We start from the raw sequence: 21721 nt of genomic DNA, 5'->3' as shown, positions 1-21721 counted from the left end.
CGAAACCACTTAATTTCACCGTGGAAAATCGGCAGCCTTGCTACGTTTTTCGCGGGAGAATGAATCGCTATGGCGAGAGAGTACCTCCTCGCCATGAGGGTGCCAGAAAGATAAGATGGCGCCGAGAGAGAGATTCGAACTCCCGAGGTTTACACCAGTGGTTTTCGAGACCACCGCCATACCGGGCTTGGCTATCTCGGCTTACGGCTCGCAATAATCTACATATATATTAATTTGATTTAAACGCCCCATGAAGTTCTGCGCCCGTTGTGGTTGTAATATGGAGGACGATGTAGAGACATGTCCCGAATGCGGTATGCCACAGATGTCGACTCCGATCATCAATCTGGATAAGAGGAAGGATGGCGGATGGAAATGGTTGTATGCTTCCCTCATCGTATCTGGCGCAGTGATATTCTGTCTGACCTATTTCTTACAGTTCTACCTCATGCTGTTCTTCTTCCCGATATTCTTCATCGGGGGTCTCGGAAGGGAGGGCAAGGTGGAATACACGCTTCAAGGGATCATCATCGGTGCGATCCTGGGTTACATAATGGCTGTCGTCGCCCTTCTGGTGCAGAGTATGCTGTGATCCGATGAGAGAATCGTATGTTACCATCAAAGGGCCTTTGGAACACGAGGTCACGATAAAGGGCTCTAGATTCATCTCATGCATATTGCCGTGTAGCTCGGAGAGCGATCTCGAGGAAGGATTGTCATACGTCAAGGAGAGATATCCCAATGCTACGCATTACTGCTACGCGGCACGTTTCTCGAGTAATGAGAGGTTCTCGGATAATGGTGAACCGTCAGGTACGGCCGGAAGGCCGATGATCCAAGTCCTCCGTGGCAGCGGGGTAGATGACATCATGGCAGTGACGGTGAGGTATTTCGGCGGAACGCTGTTGGGTACCGGTGGATTGGTACAGGCTTATTCGGATACGACATCGGAGGCGATCGGTTCAGCGCAACCCGTAAGGATGTTGTATTGCGAAAGGATAGCTTTCAAGTGCGGTTATCAGGAATACAACAGATTCCTGTCCGAATGCAACGCACTCATATGCGGAAGACCGGAGGAATCGTTCACCGATGTCGTGGATCTGATCTCGAACGTTCCATTGGAGAATAGGGAACGTTTCCTCAGGATGGTCAACGATATAACGAGAGGGAATGTTCATATCCGTACTTTGGGCTATATCTATGCGGAGGGATGATCGAATGCTACAGGTCACTGAATTGGAAATGCGTATGTCGAAGAGGATCGTCAGATACGATGAGTTCAGGAAGACTGTCCCAATTCTCGTGAAGAAATACTTCGAATCACCTCGCATATGGCTCGATACCGGTTGCGGTACGGGCGGATCCATACGCGATAGTATCGATATATTCCGTGATACGCAATTCGTCCTTGCGGACCCATCATCAGAGAACATCGAGATCGCAAAGCACACGATGGCTGGTGAGCAGAGGTGCCTCTATGTCACGAATCCCACGGAGAGGTTGAATTTCGGCCCGGATACTTTGGATGTCGTGACATCGATATTCTCACATCACTATTATAGAGATGACGAAGGAAGGGTGACAGCAACCAGGAACTGTCACCGCATGCTGAAGAAGGGCGGATTGTTCATCGTATCCGAGCATACGTTGCATCCGGAGGATCAAGATGGATCCGACGCTCAATGGAAGGCGTACATGAGGGACTCCGGTCTGCCTGAGCCGTTCGTAGAAGATATGATAACAAGAAGATACAATGAATATTTTCCGCTCACAGAGGCGGCCTACATCCAATTATTAAATGATATCGGTTTCTCAGAGGTAGGCGTATTCTGGTCGACATGTTCGGACATAGGACTGTACGCCATCAAATGAATATCATGTTCAGTGACCTATGCGGCCATCATCACAGGATTAACTTTATCAATGACCCCATGGTACATAATATGCAATACCCCTTTATTGCAGGAAAATCAGATGGTAACGACCGTTAAGAGGGCAATCATAAGTGTATCGGATAAGAGCGGGATCGTGGATTTCGCAAAGGATCTATCCGAACTCGGTATCGAGCTAATTTCGACCGGCGGTACATACAGACTTCTCAAAGAGAATGGATTGGATGTTGTAGAGGTATCCGACGTGACCGGTTTCCCGGAGATGTTGGATGGACGCGTCAAGACATTGCATCCTAAGATCCATGCAGGGATATTGGCTAGGAGGGATCTCCAGGACCATATGCAGGCCATCAAGGACAAGGGCATAGAACCCATCGACATGGTCGTCATCAACCTGTATCCATTCAAGGAGACTGTTCTGAAAGAAGGTTCCACGTTAGAGGATATTGTCGAGAACATCGATATCGGTGGGCCGAGCATGATACGTGCCGCCGCGAAGAACTATCATTCGGTGGCTGTGGTGACATCACCTTCACAGTATCAACCAATCCTAGAACAATTGAGGGACAAAGGAGAGCTCGATGATGCTCTTCTGTCGAGACTGATGTCCGAGGCATTCATCACCACATCCAACTATGATGCTATGATCGCATCACAGATGAACGGAAGGTTCGGTACATTGTTCCCCGAATCCTATCCCGTGCCGATGGAGAAGGTGCAGGACCTCAGATACGGCGAGAATCCCAATCAGAAGGCCGCGTTCTATAGGGATCCATTCACACCTGGTAACACGGTCGCGAAGATGGAGAAGATCCATGGTAAGGAACTGTCATACAACAACATCCTCGATATGGACAAGGCACTCGATATCTGCATGGATTTCGAGAAGCCCACTGCCGTGGTCATGAAACATACCAACCCATGTGGATTGGCATCTGGAAATGATATCTATGAGGCATTCTCGACCGCATATGCCGTCGATCCTCTCTCAGCATTCGGATGCGTCATCTGTCTGAACAGGAATTGTGACATGAAGACTGCACACGATATCGCAGAGAAGTTCGTGGAAGTGGTCATAGCACCCGATTATGAACCTGGTGTATTGGAGCTTTTGGAGAAGAAGAAGAACATCCGCCTCATGAGGACGAATGCGCCGATCGGTCCCGCATACAGGGTCAGAGAGATGAAGATCAAGAAGGTGCAGGGAGGATATTTGGCGCAGACGGATGAGGATGTGCCTATCGATCCGAAGAATCTCGAGGTCGTGACGAAACGTGCTCCCACACAAGAGGAGATCGATGCGTTATTGTTCGCATGGAAATTGGCGAAACATGTGACATCGAACTGTGTGGTCTATGTCAAGGGCGAACGTGCCGTTGGAATAGGGGCAGGTCAGATGTCCCGTGTGGATTCGGCCAAGATAGCATCCATGAAGGCCAATGAACCCACAGAGGGTTCTGTGATGGCATCCGATGCATTCTTCCCATTCAGGGATGGTGTCGACGAGGCAGCCAGAGCAGGGGTCACCGCCATAATACAGCCTGGGGGATCCATAAGGGATGAAGAGGTCATCGATGCCGCTAATGAGCATGGGATGGCCATGGTCTTCACCGGTTGCCGTGTGTTCAGACACGGATGAAAACATCTTCCGTGCCCGAAAGGGCACGGAGTATTCATCTCACATCTTCTTTTCGTTCGAATATTGCATAAGGTCATCAGGGATTATAGGTCTCCCTTCCGCCTTGGCCTTCATGTGTCCGCCTGGGCCACCTCTTGCGATCCTAGCCTTCTCTATGCATTCAGGATCGTTGCATACGAATGCTGCATAGACCACGTTCGTCGATTTTTTACCACAGAATTCACAAGGGTAGTCATCGAAGTTTATTGCCATGCGGTTGTGATGGTCTAGCTTGGAATTAAGGGTTTCTCATTATGACGTGAAGCCAAGATAGTACAGTCATCATGTCTCTATATCTACGTGTATTCGGATACATATGCTCATGGCGGAAGTCATAGTCAAGATGAAATTCTGCAACAAGACGCACAGGATAACTGTGAAGATGAAGGATGATGGTGACCTTTCATTGCATGTCGCTACCGATTGTCCTGAAGTGAAATATTATGCAGAGTGCCTGGGAGATACAATCACCATGGAGGATATCACAGACATCTCTAGCAGCAGGATAATGAGCCCTGAGAATCTGGAGAAGGTGACGATGACGTGTCTTGCGCCCAACGGGATAATAAACGCCGCATGGTTGGAGACAGGTATGATGTCCAAGAAGTTGGCCAAGGACGTCAAAGAGAATGTCATAAGTTTCGAGCGGGTCGATGATGACTGAACATATCGATGACGATCTGCAATCATATTTCGATGGATTGATGAACGATCTGAATGAAGATAAGGATCGTTCTGATGAATTGGATGAGTTGTTCCAATGGACATTCCTAGGTGATGCTGAGGCGAAGAGGAGAGCATCATGGTGTGTTGCCAAGATGGCACAGAATGGGATACAGGATCAGAGGATCATAGATATCCTGGTGCCGTTGACCGAATGTATCGATCCGGATACAAGATATAATGTGGCATGGGGCATCGGAGAGATGGCCCGCATCGGCATCGGTGACGACAGATGCGTCAACATCATAATGGAATTGATGTGCGACCTTGACTCGAAGGTAAGGGCCAAAGCGTTCTGGGCAGCGACGATGCTGAGAGATGTGCTTGGTATCAGGGATGCGTCATTATCGGATAGGATCGACTCATCCGACATCCAATGAAGCCACGCGTGACATTGGAATCACACATAATGCTTAAAAAATATGGAGATGGTGGGCCCAGCCGGATTTGAACCGGCGACCTCCACAATGTCAATGTGACGTCATAACCCCTAGACCATGGGCCCGATATTCCCCTTGATACAATCCTTATTAATAAAGGTGATGGGTCAAATCCTCACGATCCGATCCAACTGGCCATGTTCATCCTTTCTTTATCGGTAGTTTTCCTTCGTATTCAGCATCCATGTCCTGTATCATCGACCATGAGCTGTAACACATGTGTGCCGTCAGACATCCGCAGATGATCGATATTATGCTTAGCATAACGGACATGTCATTGAATACGTTCATCGAGAGTATCAGCATAACTCCGAGCAGGATGTTGATCGTCATCTGCACGTCCTCCTCCATCCTGTAACACATGAATGCGATCATCATAACCGCGATGAACATCACGATGTTGACGGCATCGCCTATCTCATAAGACCATATGTTGTTGCCGATGGACATGCAGATGGTCTCTATCGCTACCAGCAGGAAGAGATATCCGCTTATCAGATACCAGCTTTTGAGGCACAATCCCGCTACGACCAGGATCAGTATCCCCAGGACCGCATATATGAAGGTACAGTCTCCAAGATAGAATAGGTCCAGCCTGTCCCCGAATGTATCGATACCGAACAACATCAGGAGTATCGTGCATAGGAAGTAGCCTGTTACAGGCCCGCTCAGACTAGAATTCTCAATCTGTACCATCTAGATTACTCAATGTAACATTCGTATTTAAAACAATAATCGAAGGCGATATATCCCAACATGCATTTCTCCCGATTCGCAGATGATAACGATAGGTATCGAAGGAACAGCACATACCTTGGGAGTAGGTATCGTGGACAGCGATAGGAAGGTCATCGCCAACGTCCTGGACATGTATAGGCCTCCAGAGGGAGGTCTGCACCCAAGGGAGGCGGCGAACCATCATGCGGATGTCGTTCCATCGCTCATCGTCAAAGCCTTGGACGAAGCAGGAGTGTCGATGAAAGAGATTGATTTGGTATCATTCTCGAAAGGCCCTGGATTGGGCCCTTGTCTGAGGGTTGCTGCGACCGCTGCGCGGTCACTCGCCGTCTCGTTGGGAAAACCGATCGTTGGCGTCAATCATTGTGTGGCGCATGTCGAGATCGGCAGGGCTACGACAGGATGCAAGGATCCTGCATTGTTGTATGCTTCAGGCGGAAATACGCAGATCATCGCATTCGCTAACGGGAAATATCGGATATTCGGCGAGACATTGGATGTCGGGATCGGAAATATGTTCGATAAACTCGGTAGGGAGTTGGGGCTCGGATATTACGCAGGCCCGACGATCGAGAAGTTGGCGAAGGAAGGCGACAAGCTTCTTGAATTGCCATATTCGGTCAAGGGCATGGATATATCATTCTCCGGGATAATGACCGCAGCCATCAATCTCCGTAAGAAAGGATGCCGTCTCGAGGACATCGCATACTCCGTACAGGAGACTTGTTTCTCAATGTTGGCGGAGGTCACTGAACGCGCTATGGCCCACGTAGGGAAGGATGAGGTCCTTTTGGGCGGAGGGGTGTCACAGAACAACCGTCTTCGTGAGATGATCCGCGAGATGGCCGAGGAACGCGGTGCGGAGATGTTCGTACCTGATAGGAGATTGTGTGTTGATAATGGTGCGATGATCGCATGGCTCGGCAATCTGATGTACTCGTCCGGTGTGAGGATGAGTCTGGATGAGACCACCGTTGAACAAAGATTCAGGACGGATGAGGTCAAGGTCACTTGGAGGAACTGAGCTGTTCCCCTATGATCCTGTCCAAGGAATCTATGAATTCCTCTTCTTTACCATGTTCGAATGAACCGCCGCTCGCTATCCTGTGGCCACCGCCCTCGCCTCCGACAGCTTTGCATGATTCGTACAATGCTGTCGATAGGTCCAACCCCTTGTCAAGGAGTGAGTTGGTCGCCCTGGATGATACTTTGACCTTGTTCTCTGAACTGTTCATGGCGATGGTAGGTTTGTTGGGATCCGCGAAATAACGCATCGCGATCCCTGCAAGCACTCCGCTGTAGCCAGATTCGCTGGAATCGAAATATTGGATGTTGTCCCTCTGTACGAGACCCTTCTTGTCGAGTTCCAGTGTCGAATTCAATATCTCATGATTGTATTCGTCTCTGAGTTCGATAGCTTTCACTAGTGCATCCCTGTCCTTGAGGCAGAGGCTTACGCCGAGTCCTTGGAACAACATGCGACCGCAGGCATCCATCAATTCGGCGAATGACTCCGCATCCATGCTCCAATCTTTGAGGAAATATCTCGTCTTCATGAGTTCCTTCATGACCTCGGATGTGACATCCTGTTGCGTGAGTCTCACAGCGATCATCGATGACAGTCTTCTCCTCTCGTCCTCGGTCAGTGTTATGAAATCAGATTCCTCGGGGATATCGGCATCCTTGAGCATCTGCAGGACGTTCTCACGATCCCCTGTTATGCCTCTGATGTACGGGTCGGTGCTTGAGTACAATGATTCTCTCAATTGTCCGGATGGGATCATGGATCCTTGTGTGACATTGATCAGACCTCTCCTCACACCCTCGTCCAAAAGATATGTGTTGAATCCGCTGAGGCCGTTCAGGTGCTGTTTGTCACCGACTATGCCTCCGAATGCGATCTGAACGAGATCCCAATTGTTCTCATCCATGGTTATCGAGAGAAGGAATGACATCGTGGCGCCACATGCGCCTACCATCCCATCGATGCCGTAGAGATGTGGGTTCGCGTAGAGTATCCTCTCGGCATCATCGCGTACCGTGTGGTGGTCCAGAACGATGATCTCTTTGTCAGAACTGTCAAGTTCCTTGATGTATGATGCACCAAGGTCTGCGATGAGAACACAATCCGATTCACAATTCAATATGATGTCCAGGTTCTCTGGATTGAGTGTTTTGAAGGTCGTGATCTGGAATTCCTTCTCAGCCCTCAATAACATATTCGCTATAATCCCTGCAGAGGATAGACCATCAGCATCATAGTGTGTGTAAACTTGTATGAATCCGTGGCTACGGATGACATCCGTAGCCTTGGATAAAACTGAAAGTAGTTTAGAAGGAAGGACGTTACCGTCCATAGATCCTCACTTGAGCATGAGCTCCGCTGTGTTGAGTGAGTATTTCCAGTCCTTCGGGAGAACGCCGTTTCTCTTGTAGTAGCGTTCGAGCCTTCTGATCCTGGCTTCAATCAACATGAGGCCTCTCTTGTTGGAGATGTCTCCACGGTTCTCTTTGAGGTGGACGTTGAGATCGATCGCCCTTCTCATGAGGTTGGAGAGGTCTTCCGGAAGTGCCGGTGCGACACCCTTCTCTTTCATGATCTGTGTGATCGTCTTTCCTGTTGCAAGTTTTACATCTGGAACTCCATACTGATCCCTGAGCACAAGACCGATCTTTGCAGATACGTTACCGTCCTTTGCCATTTTCACGATGATGTCCTCGATCTCGGTGGCAGAGATCGTGACCCATGTGGGGTTTTCGGTGATCAGTGGGCGTTTCGAACATGACTTGCCCTTTCTTCTTGCGTGCATTCTTGCCATAATTTATTCCTCTGAATAATTCAGGCGGCGAGGCTGATTCCCATTAATCCGTCCATATATTTAAAGAGATAAGTGAAATCGTAATCATTTCAACTGTGATTTGGCCCAATCGATGACCATTGAATATTCATCGGTATCGAAGGCTAGGTCGGAAGGAAGGTCCTTGAAGAATTCACTCCTCATCTCTCCATCCTTGACCTTGTCACCGATCAGACCTGCACAGACGTCACAGTATCCTATGTTCATCTTTCCGATGACAGTTATCCCATATCCGGATTCTTCCATGAATTCCCTGGTGGCAGCTTCCTCTATGGTCTCTCCGCTCTCTATCTTCCCGCCAGGCATCTCCCATCCATCCCTCTTCGTATTGAACACCATCAGGAATCCGTCATCTTTGAAAGCTACGCTGTAGACGCATCTCTGTTTCTCGACAACGATCATCGCATGGTCCTTCTCATATGGGGACAGATCGACGATCTCCAGGACCTTGCATCCTCTCTCCTTTAGACGTTTCGCCGAGGCCTCGAACACATCCTTCGGGTTCGCAGTGACATCCTCGGAACGAGCCTTTATGCTGACCATCCCGTATCTGGCGTTGAAGCGTTCCATATTGTCCACAAGTATGTCCGCTTGTCTCTTCTGAGCGACATCCTCGTACACGATATCCACGCCGGAGACGGCGAAGGAATACTCTTCGGGTTTCGTAGCATCACCAAGGATGGGCATCATGTTGTCCCTTCCCTTCGCTGTGTTAACAAGATCCCTGAACGATCTGGGTGCGAATTCGACACAGTAGACGACGCCCTCGGACACTATATCAGATACATGCGAGGATGTCGTTCCGCTTGCTGCGCCTAGGTACAGCACCTTGGAGTCCTTCTTGAATGGGAACGTCCTTCCACCACAGGAGATGTATGCGGCGAGTTTGCTTCTGTTAGGCATCCATTCCCTGTATTCCGTACCATGGATGTTGATGAGACGCTCACCGTACACTCTGACACCTGGATTGTGTGAAACTGTGTAGATGTTCTTCCTTTCGGAGAATACCCCTTCCATGGCCTCAAGGCGTTCCATATCGCCGGCTATGGCTCAATACAATAAATCTATTATCATGTTCGATTGTACGTATCGTTATGATAGATGTGCTCAGGGCCATGGCCGAGGAGGTCAAGAAGGCCGTCTCTTTAATTCCGGACGATCAGAAAGGCGTCAACATCTGTATTGGCGCGGATGGAACACCCACCGAGGAGATAGACAAGGTGGCCGAGAACGCGGTCCTGAGATACATAGCAGCCAACAACATCCAGCTGAATGTCCTCTCTGAGGAGATAGGTTATGTGGACAACGGGGCAGACGAGACGTTGGTCTTGGATCCGATCGACGGCACTACGAACTCGATCGTGGGCATACCGATGTATACGGTATCCATGGCGATAGGGAAGAGCTCATTGAACGACGTACACACGGCACTGATCTACAATCTTGCTACGGGAGAGGAGTTCATGGCCATGAAGGGCAAGGGTGCATACCAGAATGGCAAGCATATCCATGTGAAACGTGATTTCGTACAGGACAAGGTCAGGATGTCGATCTATCTCGGCAGAGGTGCGAATCCGTTGGCCTTCGCATTGGCCAAGAGGATAAGGTCGACAAGGTCGTTCGGGTGCTCATCCTTGGAGATGGCTCTGGTCGCTAACGGTGCAACGGATGGATTTCTGATGCAATCCGATAGCTACAACAGGTCCATGCGCGTGGTGGATATAGCTGCAAGCGCATTGATCCTGAGGGAAGCTGGAGGGGAGGTATACACATTGGACGGGAATCTACTCGACATGCCGTTCGACCTCACCACGAGAATGAACTTCCTTGCAGTATCGAACAGGATCGTATTCGATTTCGTGATGAACGGGAACATGATCCTGAGTCCTCAGCGCGGTAAGCTGAGATACGGTATATACGCCAACATGAAACTGAACGATGTTGTTGACGTGACCAGAAGAGTGGTCGATGCACTCGGCGATGAGGAATATGTCCTCGACGTACCGATCGCTGATGCGATGGGGTTGAAGGGCGTGCCCGTGGATCAGATGGACATCGATGCGCTCATAACCATCGGCGGGGATGGTACGATCCTTCGCGCACTGCATAACATAGAGGTGCCGGTGATAGGGATCAACGCAGGCGGTGTTGGATTCCTTACAGAGATCTCTAAAGATGAGATAGAAAGTGGTATCGCAAGACTTCTGAGGGGAGAGTATACGATACAGAGCAGACCGAAGATCGCTGTGATGTACAACGGTGAGATCATCGGAGAAGCCGTCAACGAAGCTGTGATCCATTCTGATTCCGTTGCGAAGATAAGACGTTTCAAGGTGTATGTGAACGATTCACTCACCACGGACATACGTGCTGACGGGATAGTGCTCTCCACTCCTGTGGGCTCCACATCATACGCGATGAGTTTGGGCGGACCGATAATGGATCACAGGGTGGATGCATGGTTGATGGTTCCTATGGCAGCGTTCCAATTCGCATTCAAGGAGATGGTGGTACCATCATCTGTCAAGATAACCATCGAAGCGGTGCTCGATAAGGGATGTCTTCTGGTGATAGACGGTCAGAACGAGTTCAACATCCCTGGTGGTTCGAAGATCGATCTGGTGAAATCATCGAGAAGGGCATTATTCATCGTCTTCGAAACGGATTTCTATTCACGTGTAAGGAAGAAATTGGTGAGTACCTTATGAAGAAGATCTATGCAGTGGATGTAGGGATGATCGATAGCTTCAACGAATCCGCCAAGTCATGCTATCCGGATGAGTTCCTTTGTATGGTCAGGCAGGAGGACGGAGTTGTGAATGAATTGGTACTGCTCCCCGGCACTGTGTACGGTGACAGTCACAGTTTCTTGAGCGAATGGATGTCGCCGGTGGATTACAGTCTCGCAGGTACTGCACATTCCCATCCAGGTTATGATAATAGTGCATCGGACGAGGACAAATCATTGTTCTCGAATATGGGCGGGATACATTTCATCACATGCCAACCATACGATCGCAGTAGCTGGAAGGCATACAATTCCAAAGGGGAAGAAGTGACCTTGGAGGTCATCTACCGATAGTCATGAGACTGGATGAGACGATCTCCTTCCCCATCTCGAGAAGGCTGACAGTGTAGGCCTTATCCCTTCCCTCTGCCAATATATCTACGGCGCGGTCATAATCCGAGAACCTTACAAGCAACCAACCATCATTGAATTCGACCCTCCATCCATCACAATCGGATATCTTGTCGTATTCAAGCGAATACAGATTGTCGCTGAGCTTCTTCGAAAGATGTTCCCTGCTCTCATAGTGTCTGACGAATCCCTTAGCGCTATAGTATTTGGGAATCTCATCGACCATATCGCAGATCATACTCTCCGAAGCCATCTTTCCCAATGTTATCGCGGCCATGATGCCGTCGGAACAATATGAGGTCGAAGGGAATATGAACGTTCCATCATCCGAACCTCCGATGTCCGCTTCCTTGTCCTTGGTCATCTCCGCCAAACTCTGTTTGCTAAGTGGGGAGTATATGACGTTGCATTTCAGCATGTCACTGACAACCATCGGTGTGTTGATAGGCACAACGACAGTCTTCGGTTTGAGATATCTCATCATTATGGCGAGCAGATTGCTTCCGGAGATGTATCTGCTCCCTTCGTCTATGGCTGCGATGCGTGTTCCATCCCCGTTGAATGCAACGCCTATTCCATCGGTATTGATCTTAGCGCTCTTCATGAGCAATCTCAGATTGATCTCATCCGGTGGCAATTCCCTTCCTGGTGATCTGCCATCCATCTGACAGTTCAGAGTGGTCACATCCGCACCAAGATCCGTCAATATCGACGGTGCGATCAATGAGCATGGTCCGGAGGCACAATCGATGGATATCTCGCAATCGACATCATCGGAATCATTCACGATGCTTCTCCTGTAATCCTCCAATGTCCCTGAGATCACATCATAGTCGCCTATGTTGTGTTCGTTGGTGACGGACTTCATTGTTTGTATCTGTCTGTCGATCTGTTCCATCTGTGATGCGGTGAACAGTCTCCCATCAGTATTGTAGAATGTGATCCCGCCAACACGTCCCCTGTCCTCAGGGTTGCCGAATATGACGTTACACCTTTGATTCTCTTTGCAGAATGGCATCACCATAGGAGGTATCACTCCAATGTCCAATATGTCGGAACCTACTGATCTGGCACCTGCTATGAAACTATTCATCATCATCATACTGCTGGGAGTGAGATCCCTTCCGACGGCGATGACATTGTATTGCATGCCTGCTGCTTTGCCATAGCTCACCATGTGTTCTGGCGTAAGTTCACCGTCGGACATCCCTTGGATGCTTGCAGTATTGACCATCTGCATATTCAGTTCCAGAGCATCGGTCGATATAAGCATATTGTTCGATCTATGCGATGGTATCGATTCAAGAGGTTGTTTTCTTCATATCGGATCATGATCAGAATGACGTGGCCAAGGCATAATCGATGCGAAATCAGGGAGGATGGTCACCCGATCGATACGATAGTTGATTAACCTCATCCGTATTGTCCAATCAATCGATGAGATGGTCGGATGTATTGCAAAGGTTGCGGGAAGGAACTGAGCGACGGTATGAAGTATTGTTCTAGATGCGGGACCCAGCAAAACATAGTATTTTCGGATCCAAATAATATGGATAGTGGAAATGTCGGATGGGCATTTCTAGCGATCCTGATACCGCCAATAGGACTCACACTTTGGATACTTTGGATGAAGGATAAGCCCAAGACCGCGAGGATGTTGTTCATCGGTTCGTTGATCTCTATATTGGGATATGTGTTGACCGTTCTGATATTGTCATCTTCTTTGAGATTGATGATCTATTTTCAATGATCATGCTTCAACCATGGCACATGTGGCACGTTTCTAACTTTCGTATTATTTCGAAATAATTGATAATATTTATATACTGATTAAAGGAATTAGAATACTGGTTCTAATTAGGGGCTGAGGGAAAAAAAATGGTTATGGAAAAGATTGATTTTGCCAAAGCGAAGAAGATCGCATTGACAAAGGGCCTTAAGCCTGGAAAGGTAAAAGGAACAGAAGGTGTTCAATTCACCAAAGGATCCAACAACAGACTCGACGTAATCTCATGGGAAGAGTTCGAAGCAGCGCTTTCCAAGAGGGGTTTGGCCATCTACGAGAGTGGCGGCTGGATGAAAATAATGAAAGCTTGATGGTCACAGGCCATCAATGACATGTCTGGCATTTTGATGCAATCAGACAATTCAAACACCTTTACGCAATCATGCGTTCAATTCTGATTCTTGATATTATTTAAATATGAAAATGTGATTGGCATCGCCACCGCAAGGGTTACCGAGCTTGGCCAAAGGTGCTAGATTCAGGGTCTAGTCCTTAGTGGTTCGTGGGTTCAAATCCCATCCCTTGCACCAATTTTTCACTAGTCAGATATTAGTTCCGGTGCAATGCGCTCGTTGCACAAGCGAAAGCATCGGAATCGTTCCAGACCTGATCGAAGAGATCGAGTAGGCCTTTGGTTGCCTCGCCCGACATGCACAGGTTCGAATCGATACGGTTAGAAGCGGTGATTCCAAGACCGTCCGTGGTGAAATCGATGGTACCATTGATAGAAAGCTCATCAGAAGTCTCGTTGTGGACATGGATTATTCTGGGCTGAGATGCATTGGGAATCTTGAGAGGTTTGATATCAACCTTCTTCTGATCCAATCAGCACATTCTTTAGAAACTGCGGATCGCTTCATCTCGTTGCGGAGTTTTATCTCATAATCATTGCCCGAGACACCCTTCTCGTGATCTATCTAGAATTCACGGGAGACCTCAGTCTGCTCATCGACGAAGGTAGGTTCTGTGAAAGGAACATCAGTAATCGATCTTGTTGAGCTCCTTCTTTAATGCGGCATAGGCACATATGGTAAAATATCCGGAGACGACCGATATCTTGGAACCCGAACTGATGCTCTGCTGAAGCTCCTCATAGACCTTCCCGTGCATTTTATTGCCAAGTATCTGGAATCATCCCAAAGTTTTGATCCAGCTGAACAGTTCTTTACTCCAGGTCGCATTTACGAATCTGGAGGAAGATATTGGTCGAAGATATAGGGTGCGGAAGCGATATCGACATCGCCATGGATCAGCAGAGATTCGTTAAGACCGAGGTCCTGAGAGATGCGGCCCAAAGGATGGTCGCCGGATGCAATGTCAAGAAATGCGATAAGAAGGTATTGACGGATGATTGTGCGATACAGGTCGCTGATTTCGTAGTCGGCGCCGTGAATTACAGATACAACAATGGGGACGACACATACTACAACATGTTATCCGAGAAGATAGTCATAGCCCGCATGTACTAAGGGCCACCAAAGGTCGCCGACATACGGGTCTTACTCTGACTGCCCATATTATGGCGATAACATATTTCATATCATCCATTGTAATCGTTTTGTTATCGATTTGTCACACCCTATTTAAAAAAACCTTTTAAAAAGATAGCGAATCGGGGCCGGTGGCTGGTGCTGGACCGAGGTCCGACGCACCGGTGCCGCCAGGCCCCTGTGTCACCCGCATCTTTCGCTCCCTGAAGGTCGCTCCGGGTGCGCAACGTCCACTCACGTGTCCGTCGGGCGACTAAAGGATTCAGCAGTGTCCTGCACAGAGGTACTTTCGTGTTCTTGGTCCGATCTCAGAAGCTTGATGTTCCTTGCTTCGGATAGTCGATGTTCTCCACTATCTCCTCTTTGCGGGAACCTTTTCTGTTGGCGGTATCGTTCATGCATTCTGAGCAGGTCAAGGGCCAGCAGTGGAAGTCGATACCTTTGATGGAATTCGAGGACGACGAGATCAAGTAAAGGTTGCAGAAGTATGAGCAAGAACAATTTTAAATGATTTCCAAACAGCTTTCACTCGACGAGTGAATAAACTCTGACCCTGGTTAGGGATAGTTTTATCCCTATCAGTTGTCGGCAGTTGTAATCCGGAAAGATTTTCCCGACAGCATCGGTGATATCTGTAATAAGTATTCTGGAGTATGCTTGCTGACCAATCGTAAGTTTGCTTAAAGACTATGGCCTAATTTGGTTGATAGAGTAAAAGATAGAGTGTTAGAAGTTTCACGCAGGTGTAAAGCGACATATCTGTCAAGGTCAGGCTCTATCGATGCTATCTTACCATTACCCTACCAATACCTTACCAAATTGGTATGGTATTTATATTGTCATAGACATCATTGAGTATGCACTTTCCTAGAAATCCTCCAAAGATCGATATCATCCTGTCAGATGAACAAAAATCTAAAGCAGTTCTATCTGAGGAGATCAAAGAATTCGCGAAGGATTTCAACAAGAAATATCTTCATTGGTCAGAGGTTCGTATGAGAGATACAGGGCCGTTCGATCCGGACACAGTGTGGGCAAGGATGAAATTGGTCCGCATGGACAATAGCAACACATTGGTATTCGGTAAGACGCATTATCGTTATCTCATATCTGATAGGGCGATGAAGATGCTTCATGAATTCGACATGAGGACGTCCGTTGGATCATTCCCTGATGTGATGGATCCGCATAAGAAGTCATACTATTCCATCAGTTCCCTGATGGAGGAATCCATCGCATCCAGCCAAATGGAGGGGGCGATCACTACAACCAAGCAAGCAAAAGAGATGCTGCGTAAAAACGCTCGCCCTAAGGATAAATCTGAACGGATGATCGTCAATAATTACAAGGCTATGCGTTTCATCAAAGATCAAACGGAACAGCCACTAACTCTAGAACTGATCAAAAGCATCCATAGGATCGTGACCGAAGGAACTCTGGATGAGAGATACATGGGGATTTTTCGTGATAATGATGATGTCGTTGTACAAGATCCATCATCTGGGGAGGTATTCCATCAACCCATACCGATGAATGAAATTGAATCCGCGATGCAACAGCTTTGTGATTTCATCAATGACGAAGGAGAATCCCTCCATCCGGTGATCAAAGGGATGGTCCTCCATTATGCAATCGCGTACATACATCCTTTCGAAGATGGCAACGGGCGTGTCGCACGCACATTGTTCTATTGGTATGAATTGAAGAGCGGTTACCAGTCGATGGAATATCTGGCTTTATCCAGATACATTAAGGATCACAAGGGCAAATATGAGGAATCATACGTGTTTGGAGAGACTGATGGCAACGATATGACATACTTCATACATTACAATCTCAAAGCATTGATGGATTCTCTTGATAAATTCGAAGATTATCTGAAAAGGAAGATAAGAGAGGAGCGTTCGACGATGATTGAACTATCCAATCATGGGTTGAACGATAGGCAGATCAGGATCATCAATGGCCTCATGGGTGGCGGAACGGTCACTGTAAGATCGATACAGAATCAAAATCAAGTATCCTTGAATACGGCAAGAGCCGATATTAGGCATCTGATTGAAGCAGGATTATTGATAGAGGCGGGGAGAGAAGTCAATATGAAGGTCTACTCTTGGTCAGGAAAGAAGGTTTGATATTTTTAATACCCTACCAATACCTTACCAAATTGGTAGGATCTAACACGTTGGGTCGACTACTCGGCGTTATGTTCGGGAGCAGTATGTGCAAATGCTCAAGATCAGAATAGATTAGAATTCAAGTGTGTCCTGATGACGAATTGAGTGGGGGCTGGTCGCCCCCACTCATGAGTTTCAGTATGATATGCCCTGCCAGATCATGGCATTGGCGACCTTTTCGAATCCGGCAATGTTGGCTCCTGCAACGAGGTTGCCTTCCATGCCGTATCTCTTTGCGGCCTCTGATGCCTGTTTGTAGATGCTTCTCATGATGTCATGGAGTTTCTCATCGACTTCTTCGAATGTCCATGCCATCCTGATGCTGTTCTGAGACATCTCGAGTGCTGATGTGGCCACACCGCCTGCATTAGCTGCTTTGGCAGGACCGAAGAGGACACCCTCCTTGAGGAATACGGCGATCGCACCAGGTGTGCTGGGCATGTTCGCACCCTCTGCAACGGCGAAGACACCGTTCTTCACGAGGATCTTTGCAGATTCTTCATCAAGTTCATTCTGTGTAGCACAGGGGAGAGCGATGTCACAAGGTATCGTCCATATCCCTTTGCAACCCTCAGTGTATTTCGCGGTCTTGGAGTAGTTGACGTATGTCTTGATCCTGTCCCTTTTGACTTCCTTGATCTCCTTCATGATCTTGTAGTCGATTCCTGCCTCATCGTAGATATATCCGTTTGAATCAGATATAGCGACGACCTTCGCACCCAGTTCTGTCGCTTTCTGAGTGGCATATGTCGCGACATTCCCTGAACCTGAGATGACGACGGTCTTGCCTTCGAATGATTTTCCGGCATCCTTGAGCATCTCGTTGGTGAAGTAGCAGAGTCCGTATCCTGTAGCCTCAGTCCTTGCGAGCGATCCGCCACAGGTGATCGATTTGCCTGTGAGGACACCTGTGTACTCGTTCTGAAGTCTCTTGTATTGTCCGAAGAGATAACCGATCTCCCTTCCGCCGACTCCGATATCTCCTGCAGGAACATCTGTGTCGGGGCCGATGTGCTTGGCGAGCTCCGTCATGAATGACTGACAGAACCTCATGACCTCATTGTCAGATTTACCCTTTGGATCGAAATCGGATCCTCCTTTACCTCCGCCTATCGGAAGTGTCGTCAAGCTGTTCTTGAAGATTTGTTCGAATCCGAGGAATTTGAGGATCGATAGGTTGACGGATGGGTGGAGTCTCAATCCTCCCTTGTATGGGCCTATGGCCGAATTGAACTGTACGCGGTATCCACGGTTGACCTGGACCTTTCCATTGTCATCTACCCATGATACACGGAACATGACGACCCTCTCGGGTTCGACGATCCTCTCGATGATGCCATTGGCCTGGATCTCAGGTCTTGCTTCAACGACAGGCTCCAATGATTCAAGGACCTCTTCTACGGCTTGGAGGAATTCAGGCTCATCTGCGTTACGCTTCTTGAGGCCTTCGAACACCTCTTTGAGATAGCTGTTCTTTATTGCCATTTGATTCACCTATTGGATGCTGTATTTCATCATTGTATTGAGTATTTGAACATAGCCCCGTTTTATTAGAAATCATTTAATCATTTTTGATGAAAAATGTTCATATGAGCGAATAAAATGAAAAATAATTAGACATATGTCTAATTTAAGAATAAATAAAAAAGGAGATGACGGCATGGCCGTCATCAGTTTTCTTTGGCCTCATCCTTCACGAATACATCATAGATCTCGTACGGACAATCGATTCCCTCTTCGACGAGTTCTGAGTAGATCGATTCGTTGAGTTCACCAGTCACTCTGATGTTGTCCTTGAAGTTCTTGATGTATACGGCAAGACGGAAGGACATGTACGAATAGTCGAATGAATCCAATCTCACGGATGGTTTGAATCCGTCCTGATCGGTCACGACATCAGAGTTGTTGTATGCGTGTTTGAGGATGATCTCCTTGGTCCTCTCGATTGGTGCATCATAATCCACATCGAAATAGAGATAGATTCTGTAGATGTCGGTACGTCCTGTGATGTTGACGATGGATGATGTGGATACAGCGCTGTTCGGGAGTATGTAGTGCTCGCGGTTGGTCCAATTCTTGAATTCACAGTTCAAGAGTCCGATGCGCCTGACCTCGTAGATGTTCTTCTCCGTACCGATCTGCACCATGTCCCCGACCTTGAACGGACGTGTGACCAGGATGGAGACGCCTCCGAAGAATTCGGTGAGTATGCCTTGCGCTCCGAGCGATATCGCGATACCGACGATACCCGCACCTGTCAATATGGCCATGAGATTCATGCCGAGTATGGAGAGGAATGCAGATACCGAACATACGGAGATGACGACCTTTCCGATCATACGGAACAGTGGGATCAATGTCGTATCCACTCCGGTAAGCTTCCCATTCCTCTCTGATTTGTGGAACAATGTGGAGATCAGGTTCTTGTATATGCTCCAGGCGATTATCGTTCCAAGGGCCACCAATATGAGGTTGGTCACGTCCTCGACAGCATTGATGATAACGTCGTACGCACCGAATACGATGAGTGATTTGCGTATACCGATGACTATGATGACGAGTATCATCATCCTTCCAGTCGTCTTTGTGATGTCCTTGCGGTCATCGTCATCATTCTTGAATATACGCGCCCATATCATCCTCAATGCGACATATGCGAGGCAGGCGATACCGCACCACATCACGAATGTTATGCTTGCAGATATCAACGGCGTGTTGAATGGTTCAGGCAACGGGTCGAATACTCCGAATATCTTGTTGAATCCCCCGCTGTCCGAATATTCGGGTTCTATCGTGAGTTTGACGATGATGTTGGTCTCTTCATTGACATTGGTAGCGAAGTTGAACACATTCACGTGGATGTTGACCGAATAATCCCCATGTTCGCTGTATTTGGTAGTTTTGATATCCGCCGTACATTTGGCTGCGTTGCCTTTAGCGATATGATATTCATTCGTTTCGACCGAACATGAATAGTTCTTGCTGGGATCGATCTTCACGGAGGTGGAGATGTAATCTGTGCTATTGTTCGTCATCATGATGCTTATGGTGGCGGAATCCCCCGCGGCAATACTGACGTTGTCATCGAATGTGGATAGCGTGATGCCGTTTACCGTCACGGCCGTGGATGCATCTGATGAATCCATCGCGATAGGGGATATCAAAGATATCGCGATGATTGCCAACAGTATGATGCTTTTATTCTTCATGTGATTCGACCCCCATGATATTCGTTATAGTCATGTGTCCTGGAATGCGTATGTCATTCTCGTAGAATTTCTTCAGAACGGTTTCACGGATCATTCCCATATCATCGAACGAATCCCCATAGTTCTTGAAGTAACAGGCAAGTGTGAGGACCATGGCGCCATGGTCATTCGTATCGGATACCACAACAACCGGTCCGTGCATATCCTCTTTGGCCTCCAGTACGTTCGGATTTTCTGTGGCCGCTTCTATGATGAGTCTCTTGGCCAATTCGATATCGCAGGTTATAGGGACTCTGACATTCAATGTGCTACGGTAGTTCCTGTTCACCCAACTGATGTTCGTTATAGGCTTCGATGTGAGCATGCTATTCGGCAAGGAGATGATGTCGTTGGAGTATCCTGTGTAGAATGTGGTCTTCATCACGCCTACGCTCTTGACGGTCAGTGTATCGCCGCCATCCACTCTTATCAGATCGTCCTTGATGAACGGACGTGTCATGAGCACTATCAATCCAGAGAAGAACTCATTGATGACTGGTTTCGCACCCAGGGATACACCCAACGTCGCAACACCTGCTCCAGCGATCATGCCTGCAAGATTGACGCCCAATTTGGATAGGATGTATGTGACCACTACCAACGTTATGATGATCTTCCCTAACAGATGCGTGAGCGGTAACAGGGATGTATTGATTTCCGTGTTGAACCTCTCCGCTCTCTTGAGAAGATACAATACGAATGCCTTGTACACATCCCATGCAACCATCGCGCAGGTGAATATGTACACGAAGCTCATGACCATCTCGATCGTCGCCAATAGTTTGTAATCCACAGCCATGACGCGTGCGAGATTGATGATCCCTGTGGCGATTATCATTATGAATACGCCTGATGTGAATAACCAACCGTTCACAGTGGATCCTTCAGTCGCGAATCTCCTTCCTATAGCTCTTATGACGACGGATCCGATGATGGAGACGACTATCGCAAGACCTATCCATCCTATTATCGTGAATGTGATGCACCACATCTCCGTATCAAACGGTTCTGGGGGTGTGAACAATCCCATCACCGTCATGTAGTATCCGTTGCTGGAGAGGCTGCTCACGGTCGTGACCGTGAATCTAAATTCGGATTCATGCGGTGTCATCTCCCCTCTAATCACGCTGATCTTCAACTCGATCTCATAGTCATCGTCCCTGCAGAAACTCTTGGGTGCAAGTACGCCATTGACGTTCACTGTCTTCCCAGCATCAACGATGATGTCATCTTCTATGTTCACCTTGATGGGGCTGTCATCAACCTGTGATATGTTCACCATCACAGGGACATCGTTGCCATTATGGATGTTGAGAGTGAAATCAGAACTGTCCAACACACTTATCTCAATGTTGCCTGCAAATGTCATCACTGTTACGTTGTCGCACTCAGTGCTTGCAGCATCATACGCTGATGATGTTGGCATCGACAGTATAGACACTATCAATATCAGTGTCAAGGCAACAATCGATCTCCATTTCATGACCGTTCATGTATTTGTCCTATAATAAGGTCGATGTATGGGTATTCAAACATATTAATAATAAATATA

The 21721-nt window shown here is 47.9% G+C and carries 24 protein-coding genes, 3 tRNA genes and 1 pseudogene; 15 read left to right on the top strand and 13 right to left on the bottom strand.

Annotation, left to right across the window (positions count from 1 at the left end; translation table 11 throughout):
• Positions 1-116: 116 nt before the first annotated feature.
• A tRNA-Ser gene (locus ACI2NF_RS01855) sits at positions 117-201 on the bottom strand.
• A gap of 49 nt (positions 202-250) precedes the next feature.
• Between ACI2NF_RS01855 and ACI2NF_RS01850 the strand changes: the two genes are divergently transcribed.
• From ACI2NF_RS01850 to purH, 4 genes are all read left to right on the top strand, one after another.
• Positions 251-592: a hypothetical protein gene (locus ACI2NF_RS01850; RefSeq protein WP_400149489.1), complete on the top strand. Its 342-nt coding sequence runs from the start codon at positions 251-253 to the stop codon at positions 590-592.
• Positions 593-596: 4 nt separating this feature from the next.
• Entirely contained in the window at positions 597-1214 is a 618-nt protein-coding gene (locus ACI2NF_RS01845; RefSeq protein ID WP_400147068.1) for an IMPACT family protein, read from the top strand.
• A gap of 4 nt (positions 1215-1218) precedes the next feature.
• Positions 1219-1872 carry a class I SAM-dependent methyltransferase gene (locus tag ACI2NF_RS01840; RefSeq protein ID WP_400147071.1) on the top strand — a complete coding sequence of 218 codons (654 nt, stop codon included), beginning with the start codon at positions 1219-1221 and terminating at the stop codon, positions 1870-1872.
• Positions 1873-1974: 102 nt separating this feature from the next.
• Entirely contained in the window at positions 1975-3531 is a 1557-nt protein-coding gene (gene purH / locus ACI2NF_RS01835) for a bifunctional phosphoribosylaminoimidazolecarboxamide formyltransferase/IMP cyclohydrolase (RefSeq protein WP_400147072.1), read from the top strand.
• A gap of 39 nt (positions 3532-3570) precedes the next feature.
• Here purH and ACI2NF_RS01830 read toward each other — a convergent pair whose 3' ends face one another.
• Positions 3571-3783, bottom strand: a complete 213-nt coding sequence (locus tag ACI2NF_RS01830) for a hypothetical protein (RefSeq protein ID WP_400147075.1) — start codon at positions 3781-3783, stop codon at positions 3571-3573.
• A 109-nt stretch (positions 3784-3892) separates the two neighbouring features.
• Here ACI2NF_RS01830 and ACI2NF_RS01825 point away from each other — a divergent pair, with 109 nt between their 5' ends.
• Both ACI2NF_RS01825 and ACI2NF_RS01820 read left to right on the top strand, forming a co-directional pair.
• Entirely contained in the window at positions 3893-4234 is a 342-nt protein-coding gene (locus ACI2NF_RS01825; protein WP_177972086.1) for a DUF6951 family protein, read from the top strand.
• On the top strand, positions 4227-4673 hold the full coding sequence (locus ACI2NF_RS01820; RefSeq protein WP_400147078.1) for a HEAT repeat domain-containing protein: 447 nt from the start codon (positions 4227-4229) through the stop codon (positions 4671-4673). Before ACI2NF_RS01825 ends, ACI2NF_RS01820 begins: the two co-directional genes overlap by 8 nt.
• 49 nt (positions 4674-4722) lie before the next feature.
• Here the strand turns inward: ACI2NF_RS01820 and ACI2NF_RS01815 are convergent.
• Both ACI2NF_RS01815 and ACI2NF_RS01810 read right to left on the bottom strand, forming a co-directional pair.
• A tRNA-Val gene (locus ACI2NF_RS01815) sits at positions 4723-4798 on the bottom strand.
• A gap of 76 nt (positions 4799-4874) precedes the next feature.
• A complete protein-coding gene (locus ACI2NF_RS01810; RefSeq protein WP_400210994.1) occupies positions 4875-5429 on the bottom strand; it encodes a hypothetical protein in 555 nt (184 codons plus the stop codon).
• Between the two features lie 82 nt (positions 5430-5511).
• On the opposite strand from ACI2NF_RS01810, the gene ACI2NF_RS01805 reads away from it, so the two are divergent.
• The gene (locus ACI2NF_RS01805; protein WP_400147080.1) at positions 5512-6495 is read left to right on the top strand and encodes a bifunctional N(6)-L-threonylcarbamoyladenine synthase/serine/threonine protein kinase; all 984 of its coding nucleotides are present in this window, start codon (positions 5512-5514) and stop codon (positions 6493-6495) included.
• Here ACI2NF_RS01805 and ACI2NF_RS01800 read toward each other — a convergent pair.
• The 3 genes from ACI2NF_RS01800 to ACI2NF_RS01790 all read right to left on the bottom strand — a co-directional run bounded on the left by ACI2NF_RS01800 (position 6479) and on the right by ACI2NF_RS01790 (position 9364).
• On the bottom strand, positions 6479-7828 hold the full coding sequence (locus tag ACI2NF_RS01800; protein ID WP_400150848.1) for a DHHA1 domain-containing protein: 1350 nt from the start codon (positions 7826-7828) through the stop codon (positions 6479-6481). The genes ACI2NF_RS01805 and ACI2NF_RS01800 overlap by 17 nt on opposite strands.
• 6 nt (positions 7829-7834) lie before the next feature.
• Positions 7835-8290 (bottom strand): 30S ribosomal protein S15, encoded by a 456-nt coding sequence (locus ACI2NF_RS01795; RefSeq protein WP_177971464.1) that lies wholly within the window; start codon positions 8288-8290, stop codon positions 7835-7837.
• 84 nt (positions 8291-8374) lie between these two features.
• Positions 8375-9364: a fibrillarin-like rRNA/tRNA 2'-O-methyltransferase gene (locus tag ACI2NF_RS01790; protein WP_400210993.1), complete on the bottom strand. Its 990-nt coding sequence runs from the start codon at positions 9362-9364 to the stop codon at positions 8375-8377.
• A gap of 59 nt (positions 9365-9423) precedes the next feature.
• Between ACI2NF_RS01790 and ACI2NF_RS01785 the strand changes: the two genes are divergently transcribed.
• Together ACI2NF_RS01785 and ACI2NF_RS01780 are read left to right on the top strand one after the other, a co-directional pair.
• Positions 9424-11037, top strand: coding sequence for an inositol monophosphatase family protein (locus ACI2NF_RS01785; RefSeq protein WP_400196003.1), 1614 nt, complete (start codon positions 9424-9426; stop codon positions 11035-11037).
• Entirely contained in the window at positions 11034-11411 is a 378-nt protein-coding gene (locus ACI2NF_RS01780) for a Mov34/MPN/PAD-1 family protein (RefSeq protein WP_177971466.1), read from the top strand. Before ACI2NF_RS01785 ends, ACI2NF_RS01780 begins: the two co-directional genes overlap by 4 nt.
• On the opposite strand, the gene ACI2NF_RS01775 is transcribed toward ACI2NF_RS01780, so the two are convergent.
• Positions 11398-12708, bottom strand: a complete 1311-nt coding sequence (locus tag ACI2NF_RS01775) for a hypothetical protein (RefSeq protein WP_400210992.1) — start codon at positions 12706-12708, stop codon at positions 11398-11400. The two genes, ACI2NF_RS01780 and ACI2NF_RS01775, sit on opposite strands and share 14 nt — an antisense overlap.
• Before the next feature lie 210 nt (positions 12709-12918).
• Between ACI2NF_RS01775 and ACI2NF_RS01770 the strand changes: the two are divergent.
• The 4 genes and pseudogenes from ACI2NF_RS01770 to ACI2NF_RS01755 form a co-directional block, all read left to right on the top strand.
• Positions 12919-12981, top strand: a pseudogene (locus ACI2NF_RS01770) (zinc-ribbon domain-containing protein); the annotation flags it as partial.
• A gap of 36 nt (positions 12982-13017) precedes the next feature.
• On the top strand, positions 13018-13218 hold the full coding sequence (locus tag ACI2NF_RS01765; RefSeq protein WP_400211154.1) for a hypothetical protein: 201 nt from the start codon (positions 13018-13020) through the stop codon (positions 13216-13218).
• A gap of 134 nt (positions 13219-13352) precedes the next feature.
• A complete protein-coding gene (locus ACI2NF_RS01760; RefSeq protein ID WP_177971475.1) occupies positions 13353-13565 on the top strand; it encodes a hypothetical protein in 213 nt (70 codons plus the stop codon).
• Positions 13566-13697: 132 nt separating this feature from the next.
• Positions 13698-13784, top strand: a tRNA-Leu gene (locus ACI2NF_RS01755).
• 19 nt (positions 13785-13803) lie between these two features.
• Here ACI2NF_RS01755 and ACI2NF_RS01750 read toward each other — a convergent pair.
• Positions 13804-14079 (bottom strand): phospholipase D-like domain-containing protein, encoded by a 276-nt coding sequence (locus ACI2NF_RS01750; RefSeq protein WP_400149502.1) that lies wholly within the window; start codon positions 14077-14079, stop codon positions 13804-13806.
• Positions 14080-14232: 153 nt separating this feature from the next.
• Positions 14233-14364, bottom strand: a complete 132-nt coding sequence (locus tag ACI2NF_RS01745) for a hypothetical protein (RefSeq protein ID WP_400146921.1) — start codon at positions 14362-14364, stop codon at positions 14233-14235.
• Positions 14365-14456: 92 nt separating this feature from the next.
• Here ACI2NF_RS01745 and ACI2NF_RS01740 point away from each other — a divergent pair, with 92 nt between their 5' ends.
• Positions 14457-14723 carry a hypothetical protein gene (locus ACI2NF_RS01740; protein ID WP_400210991.1) on the top strand — a complete coding sequence of 89 codons (267 nt, stop codon included), beginning with the start codon at positions 14457-14459 and terminating at the stop codon, positions 14721-14723.
• Between the two features lie 878 nt (positions 14724-15601).
• Positions 15602-16879 carry a Fic family protein gene (locus ACI2NF_RS01735; RefSeq protein ID WP_400152440.1) on the top strand — a complete coding sequence of 426 codons (1278 nt, stop codon included), beginning with the start codon at positions 15602-15604 and terminating at the stop codon, positions 16877-16879.
• A gap of 177 nt (positions 16880-17056) precedes the next feature.
• On the opposite strand, the gene gdhA is transcribed toward ACI2NF_RS01735, so the two are convergent.
• The 3 genes from gdhA to ACI2NF_RS01720 form a co-directional block, all read right to left on the bottom strand.
• Positions 17057-18406, bottom strand: a complete 1350-nt coding sequence (gdhA, locus tag ACI2NF_RS01730) for an NADP-specific glutamate dehydrogenase (protein ID WP_400146916.1) — start codon at positions 18404-18406, stop codon at positions 17057-17059.
• 185 nt (positions 18407-18591) lie between these two features.
• On the bottom strand, positions 18592-20130 hold the full coding sequence (locus ACI2NF_RS01725; protein WP_400210990.1) for a mechanosensitive ion channel family protein: 1539 nt from the start codon (positions 20128-20130) through the stop codon (positions 18592-18594).
• Positions 20120-21652: a mechanosensitive ion channel family protein gene (locus ACI2NF_RS01720; RefSeq protein WP_400201623.1), complete on the bottom strand. Its 1533-nt coding sequence runs from the start codon at positions 21650-21652 to the stop codon at positions 20120-20122. Before ACI2NF_RS01720 ends, ACI2NF_RS01725 begins: the two co-directional genes overlap by 11 nt.
• Positions 21653-21721 lie beyond the last annotated feature (69 nt).

It is taken from the genome of Candidatus Methanarcanum hacksteinii (assembly GCF_964305265.1).
In the GTDB taxonomy this organism is placed as follows: Archaea; Thermoplasmatota; Thermoplasmata; order Methanomassiliicoccales; family Methanomethylophilaceae; genus Methanarcanum; species Methanarcanum hacksteinii.
The sequence above is the reverse complement of the archived record's forward strand: the minus strand, read 5'-3'. Positions and strand labels throughout refer to the sequence as shown.

Excerpts from the sequence above, each read along its gene's own strand:
- ACI2NF_RS01825 (WP_177972086.1), top strand. The coding sequence starts at position 3,893 with ATGGCGGAAGTCATAGTCAAGATGAAATTCTGCAACAAGACGCACAGG.
- ACI2NF_RS01795 (WP_177971464.1), bottom strand. The coding sequence starts at position 8,290 with ATGGCAAGAATGCACGCAAGAAGAAAGGGCAAGTCATGTTCGAAACGC.
- ACI2NF_RS01845 (WP_400147068.1), top strand. The coding sequence starts at position 597 with ATGAGAGAATCGTATGTTACCATCAAAGGGCCTTTGGAACACGAGGTC.
- ACI2NF_RS01805 (WP_400147080.1), top strand. The coding sequence starts at position 5,512 with ATGATAACGATAGGTATCGAAGGAACAGCACATACCTTGGGAGTAGGT.
- ACI2NF_RS01765 (WP_400211154.1), top strand. The coding sequence starts at position 13,018 with ATGGATAGTGGAAATGTCGGATGGGCATTTCTAGCGATCCTGATACCG.
- ACI2NF_RS01840 (WP_400147071.1), top strand. The coding sequence starts at position 1,219 with ATGCTACAGGTCACTGAATTGGAAATGCGTATGTCGAAGAGGATCGTC.
- ACI2NF_RS01820 (WP_400147078.1), top strand. The coding sequence starts at position 4,227 with ATGACTGAACATATCGATGACGATCTGCAATCATATTTCGATGGATTG.
- ACI2NF_RS01830 (WP_400147075.1), bottom strand. The coding sequence starts at position 3,783 with ATGGCAATAAACTTCGATGACTACCCTTGTGAATTCTGTGGTAAAAAA.
- ACI2NF_RS01745 (WP_400146921.1), bottom strand. The coding sequence starts at position 14,364 with ATGCACGGGAAGGTCTATGAGGAGCTTCAGCAGAGCATCAGTTCGGGT.
- ACI2NF_RS01775 (WP_400210992.1), bottom strand. The coding sequence starts at position 12,708 with ATGCAGATGGTCAATACTGCAAGCATCCAAGGGATGTCCGACGGTGAA.
- ACI2NF_RS01780 (WP_177971466.1), top strand. The coding sequence starts at position 11,034 with ATGAAGAAGATCTATGCAGTGGATGTAGGGATGATCGATAGCTTCAAC.
- gdhA (WP_400146916.1), bottom strand. The coding sequence starts at position 18,406 with ATGGCAATAAAGAACAGCTATCTCAAAGAGGTGTTCGAAGGCCTCAAG.
- ACI2NF_RS01790 (WP_400210993.1), bottom strand. The coding sequence starts at position 9,364 with ATGGAACGCCTTGAGGCCATGGAAGGGGTATTCTCCGAAAGGAAGAAC.
- ACI2NF_RS01720 (WP_400201623.1), bottom strand. The coding sequence starts at position 21,652 with ATGAAATGGAGATCGATTGTTGCCTTGACACTGATATTGATAGTGTCT.
- purH (WP_400147072.1), top strand. The coding sequence starts at position 1,975 with ATGGTAACGACCGTTAAGAGGGCAATCATAAGTGTATCGGATAAGAGC.
- ACI2NF_RS01760 (WP_177971475.1), top strand. The coding sequence starts at position 13,353 with ATGGAAAAGATTGATTTTGCCAAAGCGAAGAAGATCGCATTGACAAAG.
- ACI2NF_RS01810 (WP_400210994.1), bottom strand. The coding sequence starts at position 5,429 with ATGGTACAGATTGAGAATTCTAGTCTGAGCGGGCCTGTAACAGGCTAC.
- ACI2NF_RS01785 (WP_400196003.1), top strand. The coding sequence starts at position 9,424 with ATGATAGATGTGCTCAGGGCCATGGCCGAGGAGGTCAAGAAGGCCGTC.
- ACI2NF_RS01800 (WP_400150848.1), bottom strand. The coding sequence starts at position 7,828 with ATGGACGGTAACGTCCTTCCTTCTAAACTACTTTCAGTTTTATCCAAG.
- ACI2NF_RS01850 (WP_400149489.1), top strand. The coding sequence starts at position 251 with ATGAAGTTCTGCGCCCGTTGTGGTTGTAATATGGAGGACGATGTAGAG.
- ACI2NF_RS01735 (WP_400152440.1), top strand. The coding sequence starts at position 15,602 with ATGCACTTTCCTAGAAATCCTCCAAAGATCGATATCATCCTGTCAGAT.
- ACI2NF_RS01725 (WP_400210990.1), bottom strand. The coding sequence starts at position 20,130 with ATGAAGAATAAAAGCATCATACTGTTGGCAATCATCGCGATATCTTTG.